The organism is Halorarum sp. SLYT50 (assembly GCF_059821265.1).
In genome coordinates this window covers 135,877-153,696 of sequence record NZ_JCAMRW010000006.1, presented here as the reverse complement: position 1 = coordinate 153,696, position 17,820 = coordinate 135,877, and the positions used below count along the sequence as shown (strand labels likewise).

23 protein-coding genes and 1 pseudogene are annotated in these 17,820 nt (G+C 59.7%); 18 read left to right on the top strand and 6 right to left on the bottom strand.

What is annotated here, in order from left to right; translation table 11 throughout:
* Positions 1-704 precede the first annotated feature (704 nt).
* The gene (locus tag AC6RUA_RS20485) at positions 705-1,187 is read left to right on the top strand and encodes a hypothetical protein (protein WP_499816311.1); all 483 of its coding nucleotides are present in this window, start codon (positions 705-707) and stop codon (positions 1,185-1,187) included.
* Between the two features lie 33 nt (positions 1,188-1,220).
* Here the strand turns inward: AC6RUA_RS20485 and AC6RUA_RS20480 are convergent, their stop codons facing one another.
* Complete coding sequence (locus tag AC6RUA_RS20480) at positions 1,221-1,454, bottom strand: hypothetical protein (RefSeq protein ID WP_499816310.1); 234 nt, start codon at positions 1,452-1,454, stop codon at positions 1,221-1,223.
* 248 nt (positions 1,455-1,702) lie between these two features.
* On the bottom strand, positions 1,703-2,584 hold the full coding sequence (locus AC6RUA_RS20475; protein ID WP_499816309.1) for a mechanosensitive ion channel family protein: 882 nt from the start codon (positions 2,582-2,584) through the stop codon (positions 1,703-1,705).
* Between the two features lie 260 nt (positions 2,585-2,844).
* Here AC6RUA_RS20475 and AC6RUA_RS20470 point away from each other — a divergent pair, with 260 nt between their 5' ends.
* From AC6RUA_RS20470 to AC6RUA_RS20430, 9 genes are all read left to right on the top strand, one after another.
* Positions 2,845-3,135 (top strand): DUF8069 family protein, encoded by a 291-nt coding sequence (locus tag AC6RUA_RS20470; RefSeq protein ID WP_499816308.1) that lies wholly within the window; start codon positions 2,845-2,847, stop codon positions 3,133-3,135.
* On the top strand, positions 3,135-3,473 hold the full coding sequence (locus AC6RUA_RS20465; protein ID WP_499816307.1) for a DUF7558 family protein: 339 nt from the start codon (positions 3,135-3,137) through the stop codon (positions 3,471-3,473). The genes AC6RUA_RS20470 and AC6RUA_RS20465 overlap by 1 nt, the downstream gene beginning before the upstream one ends.
* 98 nt (positions 3,474-3,571) lie before the next feature.
* Positions 3,572-3,940, top strand: coding sequence for a hypothetical protein (locus AC6RUA_RS20460; protein WP_499816306.1), 369 nt, complete (start codon positions 3,572-3,574; stop codon positions 3,938-3,940).
* A complete protein-coding gene (locus tag AC6RUA_RS20455) occupies positions 3,937-4,506 on the top strand; it encodes a hypothetical protein (RefSeq protein WP_499816305.1) in 570 nt (189 codons plus the stop codon). Before AC6RUA_RS20460 ends, AC6RUA_RS20455 begins: the two co-directional genes overlap by 4 nt.
* A 60-nt stretch (positions 4,507-4,566) precedes the next feature.
* Positions 4,567-4,719 carry a hypothetical protein gene (locus AC6RUA_RS20450; protein WP_499816304.1) on the top strand — a complete coding sequence of 51 codons (153 nt, stop codon included), beginning with the start codon at positions 4,567-4,569 and terminating at the stop codon, positions 4,717-4,719.
* 106 nt (positions 4,720-4,825) lie between these two features.
* On the top strand, positions 4,826-5,182 hold the full coding sequence (locus AC6RUA_RS20445) for a DUF8105 family protein (protein WP_499816303.1): 357 nt from the start codon (positions 4,826-4,828) through the stop codon (positions 5,180-5,182).
* 9 nt (positions 5,183-5,191) lie between these two features.
* A complete protein-coding gene (locus AC6RUA_RS20440) occupies positions 5,192-5,512 on the top strand; it encodes a DUF8158 family protein (protein ID WP_499816302.1) in 321 nt (106 codons plus the stop codon).
* Between the two features lie 295 nt (positions 5,513-5,807).
* Positions 5,808-5,996 (top strand): HVO_2922 family protein, encoded by a 189-nt coding sequence (locus AC6RUA_RS20435; RefSeq protein WP_499816301.1) that lies wholly within the window; start codon positions 5,808-5,810, stop codon positions 5,994-5,996.
* A 316-nt stretch (positions 5,997-6,312) separates the two neighbouring features.
* The gene (locus tag AC6RUA_RS20430; RefSeq protein WP_499816300.1) at positions 6,313-7,692 is read left to right on the top strand and encodes a calcium:cation antiporter family protein; all 1,380 of its coding nucleotides are present in this window, start codon (positions 6,313-6,315) and stop codon (positions 7,690-7,692) included.
* A gap of 189 nt (positions 7,693-7,881) precedes the next feature.
* Here the strand turns inward: AC6RUA_RS20430 and AC6RUA_RS20425 are convergent, their stop codons facing one another.
* Positions 7,882-9,063, bottom strand: a complete 1,182-nt coding sequence (locus tag AC6RUA_RS20425) for an outer membrane protein assembly factor BamB family protein (RefSeq protein WP_499816299.1) — start codon at positions 9,061-9,063, stop codon at positions 7,882-7,884.
* An 848-nt stretch (positions 9,064-9,911) separates the two neighbouring features.
* On the opposite strand from AC6RUA_RS20425, the gene AC6RUA_RS20420 reads away from it, so the two are divergent.
* The 5 genes and pseudogenes from AC6RUA_RS20420 to AC6RUA_RS20400 all read left to right on the top strand — a co-directional run bounded on the left by AC6RUA_RS20420 (position 9,912) and on the right by AC6RUA_RS20400 (position 14,028).
* The gene (locus AC6RUA_RS20420; RefSeq protein ID WP_499816298.1) at positions 9,912-10,808 is read left to right on the top strand and encodes a DNA-binding protein; all 897 of its coding nucleotides are present in this window, start codon (positions 9,912-9,914) and stop codon (positions 10,806-10,808) included.
* A 215-nt stretch (positions 10,809-11,023) separates the two neighbouring features.
* Positions 11,024-11,950, top strand: a complete 927-nt coding sequence (locus tag AC6RUA_RS20415) for a transcription initiation factor IIB (protein WP_499816297.1) — start codon at positions 11,024-11,026, stop codon at positions 11,948-11,950.
* Positions 11,951-12,121: 171 nt separating this feature from the next.
* On the top strand, positions 12,122-12,778 hold the full coding sequence (locus AC6RUA_RS20410) for a trimeric intracellular cation channel family protein (RefSeq protein ID WP_499816296.1): 657 nt from the start codon (positions 12,122-12,124) through the stop codon (positions 12,776-12,778).
* Between the two features lie 349 nt (positions 12,779-13,127).
* Positions 13,128-13,256, top strand: a pseudogene (locus AC6RUA_RS20405) (mechanosensitive ion channel family protein); the annotation flags it as partial.
* Between the two features lie 202 nt (positions 13,257-13,458).
* On the top strand, positions 13,459-14,028 hold the full coding sequence (locus AC6RUA_RS20400) for an NAD(P)/FAD-dependent oxidoreductase (RefSeq protein WP_499816295.1): 570 nt from the start codon (positions 13,459-13,461) through the stop codon (positions 14,026-14,028).
* 186 nt (positions 14,029-14,214) lie between these two features.
* Here AC6RUA_RS20400 and AC6RUA_RS20395 read toward each other — a convergent pair whose 3' ends face one another.
* Positions 14,215-14,568, bottom strand: a complete 354-nt coding sequence (locus tag AC6RUA_RS20395) for a winged helix-turn-helix transcriptional regulator (RefSeq protein ID WP_499816294.1) — start codon at positions 14,566-14,568, stop codon at positions 14,215-14,217.
* A gap of 60 nt (positions 14,569-14,628) precedes the next feature.
* Here AC6RUA_RS20395 and AC6RUA_RS20390 point away from each other — a divergent pair, with 60 nt between their 5' ends.
* From AC6RUA_RS20390 to AC6RUA_RS20380, 3 genes are read left to right on the top strand one after another with little or no spacing between them, the layout of a single operon-like run.
* Positions 14,629-15,330 (top strand): SDR family NAD(P)-dependent oxidoreductase, encoded by a 702-nt coding sequence (locus tag AC6RUA_RS20390; RefSeq protein ID WP_499816293.1) that lies wholly within the window; start codon positions 14,629-14,631, stop codon positions 15,328-15,330.
* Positions 15,330-15,749: a DoxX family protein gene (locus tag AC6RUA_RS20385; protein ID WP_499816292.1), complete on the top strand. Its 420-nt coding sequence runs from the start codon at positions 15,330-15,332 to the stop codon at positions 15,747-15,749. Before AC6RUA_RS20390 ends, AC6RUA_RS20385 begins: the two co-directional genes overlap by 1 nt.
* Positions 15,750-15,759: 10 nt before the next feature.
* A complete protein-coding gene (locus AC6RUA_RS20380; protein ID WP_499816418.1) occupies positions 15,760-16,608 on the top strand; it encodes a VOC family protein in 849 nt (282 codons plus the stop codon).
* Between the two features lie 107 nt (positions 16,609-16,715).
* Here AC6RUA_RS20380 and AC6RUA_RS20375 read toward each other — a convergent pair whose 3' ends face one another.
* Positions 16,716-17,204, bottom strand: a complete 489-nt coding sequence (locus AC6RUA_RS20375; RefSeq protein WP_499816291.1) for a hypothetical protein — start codon at positions 17,202-17,204, stop codon at positions 16,716-16,718.
* A 17-nt stretch (positions 17,205-17,221) separates the two neighbouring features.
* The gene (locus AC6RUA_RS20370) at positions 17,222-17,773 is read right to left on the bottom strand and encodes a DUF7342 family protein (RefSeq protein ID WP_499816290.1); all 552 of its coding nucleotides are present in this window, start codon (positions 17,771-17,773) and stop codon (positions 17,222-17,224) included.
* Between the last annotated feature and the right edge of the window lie 47 nt (positions 17,774-17,820).

Genomic DNA, 17,820 nt, shown 5'->3' with positions numbered 1-17,820 from the left:
TTATTCGCCTATTTTCCCGTTTCGCTGATATTCAGCGGGTAGCGGCCGTCACACGTTGCATATATCAACGAGAGTCCCGAGGCTCGTTTTCATATAACAAATAACGCCCTCAAAACAGTCCTCCGCTATCCTATGCAATTCTGTAGCCGTCAAGTCGGAGTTCGTACCTCGATATTCGTCCAAAGGAAGGGTGGGGTACGAGGTGTGAATCCGGTGTGTTGCAAGGAGGGGATTCAGGGAAGGTCGGAGTAGGGGCGGAACTTGGAAAGTTATCAGCTGCGGATAACACGGCGAGCGGCGTTGGCCGAGTGGTGAGCTGGAGAGAGGCAGGTGATGATGTATCAGTCGGGAGTGGGCAGAGAGACGAGGACTGGACAGGGCTGATTGAGGTCAATCAATTTGCGGAGATTGATTTTTCAAATCGCGCATGAATTTGGGAGATAGGTCTAGATATTCCCATTCGTGAAGGCGGGGTGTGAGCCGGCGGTGTGACGGGGGTGGCGAACATATGAGGTTCTCAATGAGAGGGTGGGTTCTTCGCGTCTTGTGTCAGTCTCCATACGAACGCGAAATAGAGAAGTGTGCCTACGGAGCTGTTGTTCGCGCCGACGAAGGGTGACGGCGCTCAGTAGTCACGATCATTCGGATTGATCCCTGGCGTGCGAAGGGGCCCGGTCAGCTGAGTGCGGTCAGTGAGTGATTCCATGCCGACGTTCAGTAACTCCGAGTCCACGACAGCATCGTCTTCAGAGAACAATGCGCGTCCACGAGATTCCGGCGAGCAATCTCGACAGTCTGGATGGCTAGACGAAGAGAGCAGCGACGACGGGACACCAACGCTTGAGATGGATCGGTGTCCGGAGTGCGGAGCACGCCGCTTTGTCTCGAAACTGCTGGTGTACGAGGTGACGAGCTTCGACGAAGGCGGTGAGCGAGAGTTCCGTCGGCAACACGTCCGGGCGGAGTTCGAGTACACCTGCAGCGAGTGTCAGACAACACTCCGGAGGCTGCCTGCGGATCGACGCGACTACTACGACGAGGTCAACGTTCTAGAAGCGGAACGCCGTGCAGCCCTCCGAGATCAGCTCCGACAGTTGTGTCGGCGAGTCGGGCGACGGTTCTGGGCCATGAAGTCGTGGGGCGCGCTCGTGGCCCTCGTGGTAATCGTCGCGACTATCTGGTTGTAACATCTGGCCGCAGGGAACGGCAGTCAACCCTCGTCAGAGTCGTGATGGCAGCCGAAGTTCGTCTTCGACTTCGTAGAGGTAACCCTTCAACAGCAACTGCTCGACGTGTGCTCGCGCGTCGGCACGCTCGACGCCTTGATCCATGAGGTGGGCGACGGCGTCCTCTCGCGTGAGCGTCTCGTCAGTCCCCGCTCTGTCGAAGTACTGCTCGAGCTGATCGAGCGCAGCTTCCTCACTGGAGTTGATCGGGGTCCGCGAATTCTCCATTACGTACCGTATTGGTGTCGCAGGATTTGACGATTGGGGAGCGTCGGGGGATACTCTCTGTCAGCATTGGCTGAGTTGGTACCGCTTGCGAGTAAGGAGTCCACCTACGAGCGTGTAAGAGCCTCTGGCAACTCCATATCATTCGAGCAACGAATATGAACAGGTCGAAACTAACGACGTCGAACAGGTGGCGCTGATTCCCTGACCACCAGGAATCGGTACGAGCCCAATTGATGGCAGGGACGCAGTTAGTCGTCCGAGGGAGCTTCTATCTCGCTGACGTTCGTCACCTCGACACCGCCGGAGAGTTCGGTGTTGGGGTAGGGCATGTCGAGTCCTTCGGCGTCGAAGCGTTCCTTGACCGCCTCAACGAACTGTGCGCGGACCGCCCCATAGCTACTCTGATCTGGGTCGATCCAGATCCGCCCGTCGAGTACAACCGCCGAGTCACCCAGTTCCGTCACGGGGGCAGTCGGCTCGGGCTCATTGAGCACGCCCTTGATGCGAGCACCCTCGTCGATAATCGCCTTCCGTGCCTGTTCGATATCGTCCTCGTAGCCGATGCCAAATCCGACCGACACGCGACGCTCGTCGTTCGCCTCGTTGTTAATCAGCGCCGCACTCGCGAGGTCGCTGTTCGGGACTGTGACGAGCTGGTTATCGAACGTATCGAGTTTCGTCACCCGAAGCTGGACTTCACGCACTACACCGGAGTTACCGTTCCACTCGATCCAATCGCCTGTTGTGAATGGTTTGTCCTGAATGATGAACACGCCGGCGACGAAGTTCGCGATCAAGTCCTGGGCAGCGAAGCCGACGGCGAGGGCGAGCGCACCGGCAAGAGTCGCGAACGCCGCGAGAACGACGCCGAAGCCGGCGACCGTTGCAGCCAACGCGACAGCGACAACGGCGACCACGATGACGGTCGTGCTCACCGCGAGATCGATGAGAGTTCGATCGAAGTTGCGGTGTTCGAGACTACGCTCGACTGTCCGGGACATGAAGTACTTCCCGAGCCAGTAGATGAGCGCGAACGCAACGACGAACAACACCACCGTCGTAATGGCGCTGACGAGTGGGGGAATATACTGCTGGGGGTCGACTGGGAGCCCCTGTTGCAGTGGTATCATAGTGCAATCTGAACGAAAACGTGGAGTCAAATATAAGATGCGGTCACCGGGAATTTTCATCTAGAGCAGTTTCGCCTGTCAGTTGTATTAACCAACAGAGGTTAGGGTTTCCTGCTTTTTGTTGGTTAATATCATCAGAACGTATAGCGAGGCGGTCCCTCTCTGCCAATCAGAAGGTGAGAGCTAGGCGAATACGGTCAAGTTGGTCAGCACCAAGAGACGCGAGGCGCGCCTGCGAGCGTGCCGGAGCGTGACATCATATGACTGATCCAGACGCATTCGATGATACGGCAGCCGATTACGAACGGCTCGAAACCGAATTCCTCGCACAGGACCGGGATGTGGCCCGCCCCTTGACGGCGGACATCGACGAGACGACGGCGCAACAGCTCGTGAGTGACCTCGTCGACGACGGTGTCGTGACGGCGGTCGCCGAGCAGCGAGTCCTCGTTCACGAACCGAGTGACGAAGCGTTCAACGCGATTCGACAGCTCGCCGTCTTCCATCGTGGATGGACGGCTGGCCGGGATGCCGCCGAGGAGACGTCGTAATGCAGCAGACGCTTTCAGGATGTGCGTTCTGCGATGCGCTTCCTGGGTCGGAGCGTGGCGACGCGTTCACCTGGGGTAAAGATGAGCGGGTTTCGCATCCGATCTGTGTCGACTGCGCCGTCCAAACCCGGGCCGACCCCGACGACCGAGATCACCACGCCTGCGATGGGTGTGGTCTCGTCGTCGACACGCTCGCAGCGCTCACTCGATTTCGCGTGGAGCTCGGCCATCTCGAGGGGACACTACACCTCTGTGTCCGCTGTAGTCCTGGCGGGCTCACAACGTACTGGACGCGCGACCTCGACGAACATCTTGTTCGTGACGCCACGTCGCAGTAGCGTCGAACAGCCCGTTCAACCATTGTTCTGTATCGATGTGCAAGCTATGTGCATACACCAGAACCGTTATCCGGCTGTGTGCAGAACTTGCACATAGAATGAGCTCGAGTGACAAGCCCCGACGGGTCCACTTCCAGTCCCCGGAGTACCTCGTCGAGCGTCTCGACGCAATCGCGGACCTCTTCGACAAAGATCGGACCGATGTCCTCGTCGAAGCGATCCGCGAGTACATCGAAGAGACCGCCGACAGCGAGACGTTCCAGGAACTGGTGGCGACGAAATACTACGACGACCAACTCGAGTTCGAGACGGTCAAGCAGCTTGTCGGTGCCGAGACTGCCCAACGGCTCCGGCTCCTCAAAGCAGATCTCGAGGGTGAACCGCTCGATCTCGCAGCGCCGACTGACGTCGACATCTACGGCGACGACGCGACGACGGTCGATACCGCGGACGGCGACGAGCGATGAGCAGACCGCGGCTGCGGACAGTCGTTGCCGACACGAGTGCGCTGGTCAGTCTCGCCGTCCCACGAGCCGACGCAGCCTACGACACCGACACCGCGCCGGACCCTCTCCAGTATCTCCTCACCTCATGTGACGTCTCCGTTCCACCGGAAGTCGTTGCAGAACTCCGTGACATGGCTCAGTACCAGGACATCCACGGCGCTGCAGCGTCCAATGTCCTCGCCGCCCGCACTCACTACACGGTCGACGACCCCTATGAACGAGTCGACACGCCCGAGTCACGACCGACATTCGGCCTCGACGACGGCGAAACGGACGGTATCGTGCTCGCGAACGCCCTCGACGTCGACGGGTTTCTGACCGACGAGTTCGGCGGGACGAATTTCGCACTCATTCATGCCGTCCTGCAGGGTCCGCGTATCGTCCCGACACCACGGTTGCTCTGTGATTACGCTCGCAATGACCACATGACCCATGAAGAGGCGCGAACGCTCATCGTAACCATTAGCCCGCATCGGAGTTGGGTGAATAGCCCCTACGTCGCCCAATTATTGGCTCTCTTGGAGTAGAATTCCGGTCCGAGTCCGGTGACCCCGGCTGTTACGTTTCCGTAGCACGATGGTACTACCATGAGATACGCGAGTGTCAGCGTCAAGTTCCCGATTGAGATCGACACCGAGTTGGCAGCACTCGGAGAGACCGTCGATGCGGACGACCTCGAACGAGCCGTCGAAGAGGCACGTAAGGAAACCTCCGATCAGGTGTACGGGCCGGATTCGTGAGGATCTCTGAAGATGAGCGGTCTTGCTACGATAGTCCTCTCGACATCGTGTGAGTGAATGGCACTGACGCCACATATTGAAAGCGACAGCGGTACTCGGTGTCGGTATGGAGTGCCCGGCGTGTGGTGGCCCAGTAACGATGGAAGTGGGGCCGGATCAGCCGCTCTCAGCATCAGTGACGGATGCACTACTCGCTGGCGACGAAGACGAGCAGATCATCATTGCCCGAAATTGCTGGGCGTGTGGCTGGACTGAGGACCGGTCAGTGGTCATCGATTCGATCGAGACAACCGAGGGTGATGCCGACGCTGTCGAGCGAGCCGCGCTTCTCGATGATATTATGAGTGAGGCGACAGCGATTGACGACCTTGCGACGCTCGAAGATGCTCTGGCGGAGATTCGCCGTCAGCGCCGTCTCGAGACGACTGCGTCTGGCTCGCCTGAGGATGTTGACGGTGGATAGGTTCGACTCATGATCGATACCGACGCCCTCTACGACGTTCGTGAACGGACGGGAAATCCAGCCCACGCGTCGGTCGACGATGTCTGCGAACTCGTGTTCGAGCGAGCACGGAACCAGCGAGAAGATCACCAGGACGCCCATTTCGATGAGGCCATGGCTACTGTCGTTGATCGATATGGCGACGACACCGTCCGAACCGTCATCCATCGAGTACTCGTCGAACACTACCCGTTTCGGACAGCCACGGTCAACCTCGATATGCGCAACATCGATGGCGTTCGAATCGGCACGACGGCTGGCTGGTTCCTTGAGGAATTGAACGCGGAGTAAGACAACTGAGACCTCACGCCAGAAAGCCCTCAGCCGCTCGGCATCCCGCGACCCACGCTGCGCGCCTCGTTTCACTCGGTGCTTGGCGGGATCGGGGGACGACCGAGACGGCCTCGCCCTTTCTAAGTCCACCAGGATATCGACTGTGTCACCGAGCGTCGAGTCCGATTGAATGGTGTTTCTCTACGGCACGCCCCGCTCGCTGCTGCCGCCCTTCGCGTCAATTTTGCTCTTGTACGACGACAGTATCTGAGCATGTACAAATTATTACTGCACAACTACGAAAGTAGCCCATATGCCGAGAGAGCCGAGGTTCGAGATCTACCAAGATGGTGCCAACGAGTGGCGGTGGCGACTAGTTGTTTCGAACGGGAATATTATTGCAGATAGTGGTGAGGGATATTCGTCAAAACAAGGAGCCGAACGTGGAATTCAGAGCGTGAAACGAAGTGCACCAGATGCGCAAATAATCACTTCAGAGTAACCGTAGATCAGCCATAGTACTCGCTAACCCCATAGCGCTTCAGAACGGGTGTCTTAGGTATTCTACAGGCGAAACATCCGTTCCTCCGCTACTCCCCCGAGAACGACCACTCATACCGTCACACCGCGGATTTCGACAGTTAGCGTGTTATCTTGTGGTTTTTGATGGGTTATCGCGTGGTTACGGTATACATGAGAACACGGACAGATCAGGCGACACGAGTCTCACTACTTCAGTCCGTCGACGCGATCCCCTCATCCACCGGAGAAGGCGATCGTACGAGTGGACGAGAGACGTCGATCAGCCGACCAGGGCGATGATCGGTCGTCTTCGGCATCCACTCATCGCTGTCGCTGCGGCACTCTTGTTGACAGTCCCGTTCATCGCGTTGTTCGTAACGAACGGGTATCACCTCGATCCTGCTTCGACCCCAGCGAACCCGCATACGAACATCTCCCCCGCGATGGCAGTGCTTGTCGGTGGGCTTGCCATCCTCGGTGCGGCGTTCCTGCTCGCGTGGGGCGCTGAAACCGCCGAAAAGGACGTCCCCACCGCATTCGCTATCGCAGTACTCGCAGTTCTTGCCGTTGCCCCCGAGTACGCTGTCGACGCGCTGTACGCATGGAACGCCGGTGCGTTTGAGGGGACCGCACGTGGCATGGAGGCAGCCAACCTCGCCATCGCGAATATGACTGGAGCGAACCGAATCCTCATCGGCCTCGGGTGGTCCGGTATCGCCCTGTTCACGATTTACCGAGCGAAACGCACCGGCGACTCAGCAGTTCGCCACCGCGCTGGCTTCCTCACAGACGCGGTCGCCATCGACCGTGACATCTCTCTCGAAATCACGTTTCTGCTCGCGGCCACAGCGTACGCCTTCTTCATCCCGCTCGGCGACGGGATCGGCATCATTGACACGATCGTCCTCGTCGGGCTCTTCGCCCTCTACATCCTCATTGTCATCCGCGGTGATATCGAGGAGACGGACGCACACGTCGGTGTTCCCGCGTATTTCCAGGCGTACTCCAAGGGACCGCGAATCGGAGTAGTCCTCTTCTTGTTCGCGTTCTCCGGGGTGATCATCTTCGAGGCAGTCCACCCATTCGCGTTGGGTCTCGAAGAACTCGGCACTGCCCTCGGTGTTCCGCCATTCTTCATGATTCAGTGGCTTGCGCCGCTGGCGAGTGAGAGTCCCGAACTCATCGTCGTTGCCTATCTCGTTAACAAGGCACGCTCGACCGCCGGGTTCAACGCGCTCATCTCTTCGAAGCTCAACCAATGGACGCTGCTTATCGGAACGCTTGCGGTTGTGTACTCCATCGCTGCCGGCCACATTGGGACGCTTTCGTTCGATCAGAAACAAGCTGCCGAGATCTGGATCACCGCCGCCCAGAGCCTCTTTGCACTTGCTATCCTAATGAATTTCGAGATCAGCACCCGTGAGGCAGTGACACTGCTCGTACTGTTCGTCTCGCAAGTCGTCGCTGAGTTCTACGTCATCCAAACGTATGCCGAACCAGCATCTGCAGAGATCAGTCTCCTCATTCTGTACGCCTACACCGCCGTCTATACCCTGCTCGGTGTCGGACTGTTCCTCACGCGTTCGGGAAGCGTTCGTGAACTCGTTGAACACACCGTCTCCGATATCCGCACTGCCATCGGACGTGACACACCTCAACCGAATAGAGCGGACTGATACAAGAAGTATCCAGGCGCAGGTCCGGGTTCTGTTCGCTTGTACCGTACTCCGTTGCAGCGATACAGTTGACGGGGTCAATCTTCCATCATCCGTAACAACACTAGTTCGAAACACCGTTTCGGTGAGGGTGCCACTCCGAGTTGCTAGTTGCAACTTCAGTCAAGCCGCTCAGTCAGTTAGGACGTTCTATTCCTCGCTGGCACCAATCGCGTAAATTCGGCCATCAGCGATTCCGACGTAGCACATACCGTGCGCTAGCGCGACTTCCGTGTCCATGATGTAGCCTGCCATCCCGATGTCTGGGACGGTGATATCGATTCTCCACGCTTGGCTGTCACTCGTCTCGTAGGCAATGACGGAGTCGTTCTGTGGCACGACTACGCCACCGTCACCGGCAGCGGGGGGTTGATTGTACCCACTCTCGGCTGACCGCCAGCGAATCGACCCGTCTGCAATATCGATTGCAACGAGCCCTCCGTGATACGTATTCACGTACGCAGTGTCCGCTGTGACCGCTGGTGAGGGGATCGCGTTCCCGTAGTCTTCGTCAACGACGGTCGTCCGCCACAGCACGGTTCCATCGGCGGTATCGGCGGCGACGAGTTCCTCGGCGATTCCCGGGACGTATAGGCGGCCGTCGGCGACCGTCGGGGTGCCCTGAATGTCCGGACAGCACTCGTCAGGCGTAGCGATCTGTTCGCTCCAGCGTAGCTCACCCGTCGTCGCGTCGAGCGCTGCAATACGCCCGTTGGTTAACCCGACGTAGACGCCGTCGCGGTCCGCACAGGTCGCCGTGTAGCACTCCCCGTCGATGGGTGTGCGCCACCGTTGGGTGCCATCCAGCGCGTAGGCGTACACCGTGTTGTCCTCGTCTCGCGTCGCCAAGTAACACGTTCCGTCCACGACTGCTGGCGAGCCAGTTACGTCTGGAATTGTCTCCGTCCACTGGGTCGATCCGTCGTCGCGGGCGAGGGCTGTCAGCGTCGTCTGCTCGTAGTCCAGCCCGCGAGTCACAGCAAGGATCGTCTCATCAGCGAGTGCAAGTCCGACGGCACGACCTGTTTCGAGGTTCACGTCGAGTTGCTGCTCGCCGGATTCAGCATCGAACCCTGCGAGGTATACCTCCGAATATTCGGTATCATCCGGCTCCTCGACATAGGCGATGTAGATACGCTCTGGGCCGACGATCGGCGCCGTTGCGCCATGTGGATCGTTCCCTGGACGGCGAAGCCACGCGACGTCGACGTCGCCGTTTGGAACTGCTGAGGCCGCGTGGCCGGTTCGGCCGCCATCATGTCCCTCCATCAGCCAGCGACCAGACGTCGTGTAGCTCGTGGTGTACGTGTCGTTCGTGAACGGCTTCGGCACCGACTTCCCTCGTGAGAAACCGGGAACGTTTGGGGTGGTACATCCAGTTAAACTCAGTAGACTCCCGGCAGCTACAGTCTGGAGGAGGAGTTGGCGACGCGTCAGCGGGACCATATGATTAGGTGGTCAACGCTGTGTGAAACGTCTTCTGGAGAGACAAACAGCTGTTAGCATCAGTTGTGGTTATCTCGAAAGCCCCCGGACGCTCGACGGCCGCGACTCGCTGCGCGCCTCGTTCCTGCGGTGCTTGCGTCGTCGGGGCCGTCGAGTGCCCGGCCCCTTTCAGTCCCGCCCGGAGTCTGTTGGTGAGCCAGCGATCTCCATCGGCTGGCTGGCTGGTGTGGTACGAACGGCACGCACCGCTCGCCGCATTCCGCCCTCCGCGTCGCTCGCGACCGACCATTCCGGGCGTGTGGGCGCTCTCCGCACCGCCCGCGCCCATTCCGGGCTAAAGTGAATCTGGTCTCGACGCCAGCATTAAGCGCGTTTTCGGTTGCGCCCCTCGCGGGCTTTCGCGTTCCAGCGCTTTGGGCCGTTCCGCGCGGCGAGTCACACCACGACTCGCCGTGCTCACGACCGTCGCCCTGGACACGAACCCGCAGTCCGGGCCGGACACGAGAAACGGCTTAAAGCTGGACGCTCGCTCCGGGCGGGTCGACGCGCGGTGCTGGTTGGGTGGCCTCCCTATGGCGCGCTCTCGCTCGCGCCCCAGGGGGCGCTCACGAAGGCGCGAGCGAGAGCGCGCAGACGAGTCTGTCGGTCGTTGTCGTCGGAAAACCGCGATGTAGCAGCATCGCGGTGTCGGCGCGTGAGCGCCTTCGTCGGAAATCACCCTGTAAGTGATTCCAATGTCAAGTAAGAACGTTACCACTGATGTAGTTTCGGTCGATGAACAGGCATTCGAAAAGGCGGACGAAGCGACGGTCGACGAAGACGGCTTCGAGGTCGTCGATGAGACGCCGGAGTTCCAGGCAACGGTGCAGATGGAGGTGCAGGCAAAGGTCGATGCGAACCACCCGGACGGGATGGTCGACACCAGTGACGAGCGGATCTACGGGGCGACCCTCGAACAGGAAGAGTGCATTCGGGCGCGGGAGGCTGAGCTGGAGCGCATCAGTGCCCAAGCAGAGATGGGGACGCAAGACGGTCGGGAAAAGCGGACGCGAGACATCGCGGCGAGGCGGAGCGCTGAGCGGCGTGCAGAGTTCCAGAAACGAGCGGCGAGCGTGAATCCGATGGCGGACCCGGAGCGGGACGATCCTCGTGCAGAACTCGCGCAAGAGCAGTTGGCGGCGGTGAACAAGCAGTCGATGCGGCTGGCCGAAAAGCTGGATGGCTGGTCGCGAGCAGCGATTGGTCGGCGGCTGGGTGAAGCCGTCGTCGGTGGAAAAGACCTGATGAGTGCAGTCGTCGGCGTGTTCGAGGAGCTAGAGACGGCGCCGGGACAGGTGGTTCCCATCGGGAAGCTCGAGGACGTCAATCGCAAAGAGGTGAGCATCGAAGGTACTGTGACACAGTTGTGGGAGCCGTCGAGTGCAGCCATTTCTCAGGTGGGGCTCATCGAAGACGAGAGCGGTCGTACGAAGCTGACGTCGTGGGTTGCGAGTGACCAACCCTGGATCGAAGAAGGCGAACGAGTTCGCATTTATGGGGCTGCGAAGAACTGGTACAACGGGCGCGTCTCCATAGCGCTCACCGGCTGGAGCACCGTGCATTTCCCTGAGCGCGGTCGCTGGTGGGAATAGCCGGAGCGACGCGCCTCTTTTTTTGCTGGTGTGTAGCGGTCACCGCCACCTCCCACCACCTCCACGGTCCGGGCTGCTCACGGCGCTAAGGCGACGTTGTGCTGCCGGGCTTTCGCCACAGTGGGACTCCATCGTTGCCGTACTGCACGGCGTTTGTTTGCCCCCAGAGTGGCTGAGGGGCGTCCCGAGCAACGCCTCGTCCCCTCGTGAACATCATGGCTACCAGAGAGATCTACGAAACTGGCTTCGACGAAGACATCCAGACGGAGTCAAGCGCTAACCAGTGTCCCGAGTGCGATGGTCGGGTCACCACCAACACGGTCGAAACCGTCTGCGAGGACTGTGGTCTCGTGATCGGCGAGAATCGAATCGACCACGGCCCGGAGTGGCGGGCCTACGAGGATGACGAACGAGAACGAACGGGCGCACCACTCACCGCGGCACGCCACGACCGGGGCTTGTCAACCGAGATCGGTCGCAAAACCGATGCGAATGGCAACGAACTCTCCGGCCAGAAGCGACGTCAAGTAGCTCGAATGCGCCGCGAGCAGTCTCGCGGGCGATTCCAGTCGAAAGCCGAGCGCAACCTCGCACACGGGTTGGGTGAAGTTCGCCGAATCGCAAGCGTTCTCGAGTTCGCAGAGTCGGTTCGTGATCAAGCATGCCAGCTGTTCCGGAGTGCTCAAACTGAAGACCTGCTTCGAGGCCGATCAATCGAGGCGATGGCCGCCGCCAGCGTTTACGGGGCTTCTCGCTGTAACGGTCTCTCACGACTGCTCGACGATGTCGTCGACGCGGCACGCGTTGACCAATCGAGAATCATGAATGCGTACAAGACGTTGAATACAGAACTCGGGCTGCCGACCCAGCCGGTTCGCCCGAGTGAATTCATCCCCCGTCTCGCGTCAGATCTCGATGTGCCAACGTACATCCGACAGCGAGCTCGGAGATTGGCTGAACAGTCGGAATCGACGGGCGTGGCGTCGGGAGTCAAGCCATCAGGGTTCGCAGCCGCGTGTCTGTACAAGGCGGGTCGGGAAGAGGGACGATGGCTGACGCAGGCGGAGGTCGCTGCGGCGGCGAGCGTCACCGCACCAACCATCCGATCCCATCAAGACATACTGTGCGAGTTAGCCACCTGAATCATCGTATTCAAAGGATCTCGTCAATTCTGAGTTGCGGGCCTGTCGTGAGTGGGAGATGATCGAGTACTCCTGTCGTCGCATAGATCTCCTGTAATGTGTAACGTAGTAGCGAGGCGGGAGATACCGGAGGCGAAGCGCTCATCAGACACCTTATCCTGTTTTAAACTAGTGACGCAGGAGTTCGTCGACGCACTGTTCGTAGATCCATTCGCCGTGATGAACACGATTGGGCTCGTCGCGTTCGCGCTCGTCGGCGCCACCAAGGCGATCCGCGAGGAGTTCGACATGTTCGGAGTCACCGTGGTCGGCCTCGCCACGGCATTCGCGGGCGGGATGACCCGTGACCTCCTCGTCAACCGGATCCCGCTCGCACTCAGTTCACCCATCGAGATTGGTCTCGGCCTGCTCGGTGTTGGGCTGGCGATAGGGGTGAGTGCTGCACTCGAGTCAGCTGATACTCATCCAGTGACATTGCTCTCAGATGCGATCGGGCTCGCTGCGTTCACCACGACCGGCGCTATCGTTGCGACCCAGGCCGACATCCCCGCCTTCGGCGTCGTTGCAATCGCGACGATTAACGCCGTGGGAGGTGGTGCTGTCGCGGATATCCTGCTGGACCGCTCACCGTTCATCCTGCTTGACGACTTCTACGCCAGTTGTGCGGTGCTGGGCGGCAGCACGTACTGGTTCGTCGTCACTGTCGGCGGTTCAGACGGAATCGCTGCAGCGCTGTGTGCAGCGATGGTCGTTGGAACACGGATTGGTGCACTCATCTATGGGTGGTCGCTTCCAACAGCACAGGTACTGGGGTTAACACGCGAATAGAGGAGCTCAACGTTCAGAAAACGGAGATAGATGGCGCGTGGGTCATCGCTGTTCGAGTCGTTCGAGGAATTCGATCAGTATCGACGTCTACCGCCGGTTGCACACGTCTCGCAGCCCGTCACGATACCCGTTCACTTGTAGGTTAGCGTGAGTCTGTTATGAAACGGAGGTCCTCCGTCGAAATACGTCGCGTGCTAGGAGAACCGAACGTGAAGACGGTCACTATCTCGGCAGGATCCATCATCTCCCTCTGTCGTACCTGCCAAGACAAGACATCTTCAACGATGTCCTGTTCACGGGTATTTCGCTGCTCGGCGGAATCGGCGATCTGAACAGATTCCAAGGAGAGAATAATTACGGAGTGAGTCGGGCACGGTTCGTCGAGGCCGTTAAGGAACGCTTCGACGTCGAAGGACTCGACATGCCGTACCCCAACACCGAACTCTCCGGCGGTGTCGAGGTCCTGAACGCCGGTTAAATCGAGACGGCCGACGACGACTAACGGAGAGTCCCTAGACAATCCCCCAGCTCATCTATCCCTCACCCCCATTTACTCATGAACTTGTACTTGTAGTTCGAATTCGATCGGCTGATCAATACCTTCCGATGGCGTATCAAGCCTCGCTTCGTCGACCCTGGAAAAGCCGATTTTATTTGGTGGGGGAGAGTAGTGAGAACGTATGTCAGACGTCATCGTCGTCGGCGGGGGACCAGCCGGCCTTAGCGCTGCATTGTTCGCCAGCAAGAACGGTCTCGAGACGACCGTGTTCGATACCGACAAGACGTGGCTCCATAAGGCCCATCTGTTCAACTACCTCGGCATTCGAAGTATGGATGGTGACGTGTTCCTCGAACGCGCCCGTGAGCAGGCAACGAAGGATCACGGTGTCGAGCTCCGCGACAGTGAGGAGGTTACAGACGTCGCGCAGGGTGATGGCGGCTTCACGGTCACCACGAGCGAGGACGAGTACGAGGCACCGTACGTGGTCCTCGCGACGGGCGCGAACCGCGATCTCGCCGAAAGTCTCGGGTGTGCATTCACCGACGACGACGTCGTCGACGTGGACGTAACGATGGAGACGAGTGTCGAGAACGCCTATGCGACGGGGGCAATGGTGCGGGCAGAAGAATGGCAGGCGGTCATCTCCGCCGGCGACGGTGCGGCTGCTGCGCTCAACATCCTCACGAAAGAGAAAGGGGAGCACTTCCACGACTTCGATACGCCTGCAGATGTCGACCAGATCTCGTAAGTGATTGTCATCAACGTTGCCCAGCCAAATCGTCGGGCTTCTCCTCGCTGAGTGTGGTCGGTCGGGGGCGACCTGTATTTCGACTGAACAGCCACTCAGCCCAGGAAAGTCTGAACTGACCCGAGTTTCAATCGCACATTGAGATCGCCTAATGGCTTGTCGTCTGGCGCGAGTTGATCGCCGAACTCACAGCCAGTCCTCGCCCCAGGCGTCGAGTGACTCGAACACGGGACAGAGGGCATCCCCCTTCTCAGTCAGCGTGTAATAACTCGCGACCGGTGATTCGAACTCCTTGCGATTCTCGATGAATCCCTGCTCCTCCAAGTCATCGAGCACACGCGAGAGCGTGTAGGAACTCGCGCCCGTCGAGCGCTTGAGTTCGTTGAACCGCTTTTCGCCATCACGCAGGTCGTTGAGGACGATGAGCTTCCACTTCGCCCCCATCTCTTCGACAGCCCCGACGACGTTGCAGACGTCTGCATTCCGTCGTTCGACCTCGGTGTCGTCGTCGGATTCAGCCGATGGTGGTTGGGTCGCCATTACTTGGTCACACTATTGTTGCCTGAGCTATATAGGTTTGGAAACAAACTAGGTAATGTAATGGAACTGCAGAACTCGACGGTCCTCGTAACCGGTTCGACCGGCAATATGGGCCCGTACGTGACGGATTCGCTCGTTGACCGCGGCGCCACCGTCATCGGCACCTACGTTACCGAAACGGCGAGAGAAGAGATAGCGACCCGCGCTGAGCACGCTGACGAGGTATCGTACCATCAGGTCGATCTGACCGATCAGGCGGCGGTCGAAGCCTTCGCTGAGACTGTTGCCGACGAACACGGGTCCGTTGATCACATCGTTGGCCTCGCTGGCGGATTCTCGATGGGCGGCGTCACCGATACCGACGGCGATGCATTCCAAGCCGCGCTCAATCGCCACGCCACGACTGCCTTCCTGACCGTCAAGGCCTTCGCAGACCACCTCGACGAGCACAGTGGCGTCGTTCTGTTCAGCTCCGACCGTGCCATCAACCCTGTCGGCAGTACGCTCGCGTACGATGTCGGCAAGGGCGCGGTTCGCACGCTGACCGAATCGCTTGACGTCGAACTCGATGCTCGCGTCAACGCGATCGCCCCGTTCCTCATCGACGTGCCCGGAAACCGTGAGGCGATGCCCGACGCTGATTTCTCGGCGTGGACGGCCCCCGAAGCCATCGTCAACGAAGTGATCCATCTGCTTTCGAACGGCGGCATAACGGGGCAGATCGTCCAGATGACCGGCGGCCAGCCGGAGGGCGCGGTCTGATGGTCCTGGAGACTACAGCTGGCGGCCTCGCCTTCCTGGTGGGTCGACTCGTCTTCGGCGTCCTCCTCGGGTTCATGGGGCTCAATCACTTCACGGGCCTCGACGGGATGAGCGGCTACGCCAAGGCCAAGGGTATCCCAGCCCCCCGGCTTGCCGTCATCGGATCCGGCCTCATGCTCATCCTGGGCGGGCTTGCCATCGCGCTCGGTGTCTATCCACTCGTCGGTGCGGCAGCGATCGCGCTGTTCTTCCTCGGCGTGACGCCAGTCATGCACGACTTCTGGACGGTGGATGACCCCGAACAGCGCCAGTCCGAGATGACGGACTTCCTGAAGAACGCCACGCTCTTCGGCGCAGCGCTCGTACTGGTTGCAGTTAGTGGCACCGCCTGGCCGTACGCGCTCAACATCGGTCTCTAAGATGTCCACCATGACCACGCCATCGGATACAGACACGCTCCCGCAGGGGACACACATCGGTCGAACTGCACTCCGCGTCAACGACCTCGACGAGCTGACCGGGTTCTATCGGGACGTCGTTGGCCTCAGTGTACTCGACGAAACCGACACCCGTTCGGTGCTCGGTGTTGCTGACACCCCGCTGCTCGTCCTGGAGGACGATGCAGACGCACCCACACGACACCGATCGAGCGCCGGACTCTACCACACTGCCTTCAGAGTCCCCTCACGGGCGGCGCTCGGTGACGCGCTGGCTCGGATACGGGACAACTGGCAGCTCGGCGGCGCATCTGACCACTGGGTGAGCGAGGCGCTGTACCTCACTGACCCGGAAGGGAATGGGATCGAGATCTACCGCGACTTCCCACGCGACGAGTGGCCCCGCAGCGACGACGGTCGAGTTCGGATCAGCACCGAACCGCTCGATCTCGATACAATCGAAGCCGCGGCCACAGGTGACGCCCAGGCTCCGCCCGGAACGGATATCGGACACATCCATCTCGAGGTCTCGTCGCTGGACGCATTCAGGGACTTCTACGTGGATACCCTCGGGTTCGAGGTACAAACGACCGTGCCCGCCGCGTCATTCGTGTCCGCGGGAGGGTATCACCATCACATCGGGGCGAACACGTGGCACCACCGAACATCCCCTGTCAACGGTCGTGGGCTGGCGTGGTTCGAGGTGATCGTTCCGGATCAGGGTACGCTCACCACTGTGCAATCGCGACTGGAAAGCAGCGAAATACCAGTCACAGAGACGGATGACGGTCTCGTCATCCACGACCCCGACGAAATTGAGATCCGAATTCGGGTCGAATAATCCGTCCTGTAGACCAGATGGAGACCGCATTATTGTCGTAGAAGGGGGTCTCACTCTCGTGAATTGCACTATGGAAAGCGTCGTAGCCGCAGTTCTCGAGCCACAATTCAATCTAACCACGTCGGGAGAGATGGCTGCCCGTCCTGCCAGCGAATCGACTCCAGTGCTGTAGGCAGTTGCTGGAGTCGGTCATCGAGGACAGCGAGTGGGTGCGCATCGAGAAACGATGCACTATGTCGATCGACGGGCGTGTCTTCGTAATTGAGCTGGATGTGGCAGGGCCCGAGATCCGGATGATCGGCGTCCTGGTGGAAGCCGAGCATGAGGTTCCGCTCTGGTTCGACCCAGTTGATGCGGTAGTATTCGTAGCCGACACCAGCAGGGTACCAGAAGCGAATCTCCAGTCGTGCGGTCTCCGCATCGTAGGAGTCACTCAGGAACGTCGTCGGGTCAACATCCACGATGACGTACCGAGGGCGTCGTCGAGACGGGCGATAGCGCACGTCCTCACACCCAGCCTGCTTCGACAATCGGTCGTGAACGTCTCGAAGGAGGGTCCGCTGTGTATAGCGGTCGCGACCGGCGAGAAAGATCATGCTGTGTGAGGAGAGGATTAGCTTGTGGCGCGGTCAACCACGTCGGACATCTGTTCGCGAGCGGCTTCGACATCCGAATAGAGTTCTAGTGCGTGCTTGATGAGGCGGCGATCCTCCTCGTTCTCGCGCCAGAACGCGATCACGTCGCGGCGTTCTCGGATCTCGGCACTTGTGAGGTCGCCGTCGGCGAGCGACTGTTCGAGGTCCTCCCACGTCTCGACGTCGTAGGTCGCCTGCCACTCCTCGATCTCCTCCGTGATCGCGGCCAATTCGTTCCGAAGCTCCTCGCGCGTGTTCTCCTCGATGAGCGTGCGGATCTCCTCGAAGAGCAGTCGGGTATAGTCCGGCTGATAGAGCGTCGTCTCGCCGGCCTCGACGCGACGCAGCTGCCCCTGGTCGACAAGATCCTGGAGCTCCTCGTTGGTCGTGCTCCAGGCGGCGTCGGCCTGCTCGCTGATCCAGTTGACCGACCGGGGTTCACGAAGCGTCTCGGCGACGGCTCGAATACGGTCACGGGCGCTCATCGACTCAGTCCACGACTGGACGCCATTCCGTGGGGATTCGGACATGCTTGGCACCTCTTACAACAGTGTTCGAGATTCGCTCCCATATATGT

Bases quoted from the DNA above. Each gene is read 5' to 3' on its own strand.
- AC6RUA_RS20485 (WP_499816311.1), top strand. From the start codon at position 705: ATGCCGACGTTCAGTAACTCCGAGTCCACGACAGCATCGTCTTCAGAG.
- AC6RUA_RS20480 (WP_499816310.1), bottom strand. From the start codon at position 1,454: ATGGAGAATTCGCGGACCCCGATCAACTCCAGTGAGGAAGCTGCGCTC.
- AC6RUA_RS20475 (WP_499816309.1), bottom strand. From the start codon at position 2,584: ATGATACCACTGCAACAGGGGCTCCCAGTCGACCCCCAGCAGTATATT.
- AC6RUA_RS20470 (WP_499816308.1), top strand. From the start codon at position 2,845: ATGACTGATCCAGACGCATTCGATGATACGGCAGCCGATTACGAACGG.
- AC6RUA_RS20465 (WP_499816307.1), top strand. From the start codon at position 3,135: ATGCAGCAGACGCTTTCAGGATGTGCGTTCTGCGATGCGCTTCCTGGG.
- AC6RUA_RS20460 (WP_499816306.1), top strand. From the start codon at position 3,572: ATGAGCTCGAGTGACAAGCCCCGACGGGTCCACTTCCAGTCCCCGGAG.
- AC6RUA_RS20455 (WP_499816305.1), top strand. From the start codon at position 3,937: ATGAGCAGACCGCGGCTGCGGACAGTCGTTGCCGACACGAGTGCGCTG.
- AC6RUA_RS20450 (WP_499816304.1), top strand. From the start codon at position 4,567: ATGAGATACGCGAGTGTCAGCGTCAAGTTCCCGATTGAGATCGACACC.
- AC6RUA_RS20445 (WP_499816303.1), top strand. From the start codon at position 4,826: ATGGAGTGCCCGGCGTGTGGTGGCCCAGTAACGATGGAAGTGGGGCCG.
- AC6RUA_RS20440 (WP_499816302.1), top strand. From the start codon at position 5,192: ATGATCGATACCGACGCCCTCTACGACGTTCGTGAACGGACGGGAAAT.
- AC6RUA_RS20435 (WP_499816301.1), top strand. From the start codon at position 5,808: ATGCCGAGAGAGCCGAGGTTCGAGATCTACCAAGATGGTGCCAACGAG.
- AC6RUA_RS20430 (WP_499816300.1), top strand. From the start codon at position 6,313: ATGATCGGTCGTCTTCGGCATCCACTCATCGCTGTCGCTGCGGCACTC.
- AC6RUA_RS20420 (WP_499816298.1), top strand. From the start codon at position 9,912: ATGTCAAGTAAGAACGTTACCACTGATGTAGTTTCGGTCGATGAACAG.
- AC6RUA_RS20415 (WP_499816297.1), top strand. From the start codon at position 11,024: ATGGCTACCAGAGAGATCTACGAAACTGGCTTCGACGAAGACATCCAG.
- AC6RUA_RS20400 (WP_499816295.1), top strand. From the start codon at position 13,459: ATGTCAGACGTCATCGTCGTCGGCGGGGGACCAGCCGGCCTTAGCGCT.
- AC6RUA_RS20395 (WP_499816294.1), bottom strand. From the start codon at position 14,568: ATGGCGACCCAACCACCATCGGCTGAATCCGACGACGACACCGAGGTC.
- AC6RUA_RS20390 (WP_499816293.1), top strand. From the start codon at position 14,629: ATGGAACTGCAGAACTCGACGGTCCTCGTAACCGGTTCGACCGGCAAT.
- AC6RUA_RS20385 (WP_499816292.1), top strand. From the start codon at position 15,330: ATGGTCCTGGAGACTACAGCTGGCGGCCTCGCCTTCCTGGTGGGTCGA.
- AC6RUA_RS20380 (WP_499816418.1), top strand. From the start codon at position 15,760: ATGACCACGCCATCGGATACAGACACGCTCCCGCAGGGGACACACATC.
- AC6RUA_RS20375 (WP_499816291.1), bottom strand. From the start codon at position 17,204: ATGATCTTTCTCGCCGGTCGCGACCGCTATACACAGCGGACCCTCCTT.
- AC6RUA_RS20370 (WP_499816290.1), bottom strand. From the start codon at position 17,773: ATGTCCGAATCCCCACGGAATGGCGTCCAGTCGTGGACTGAGTCGATG.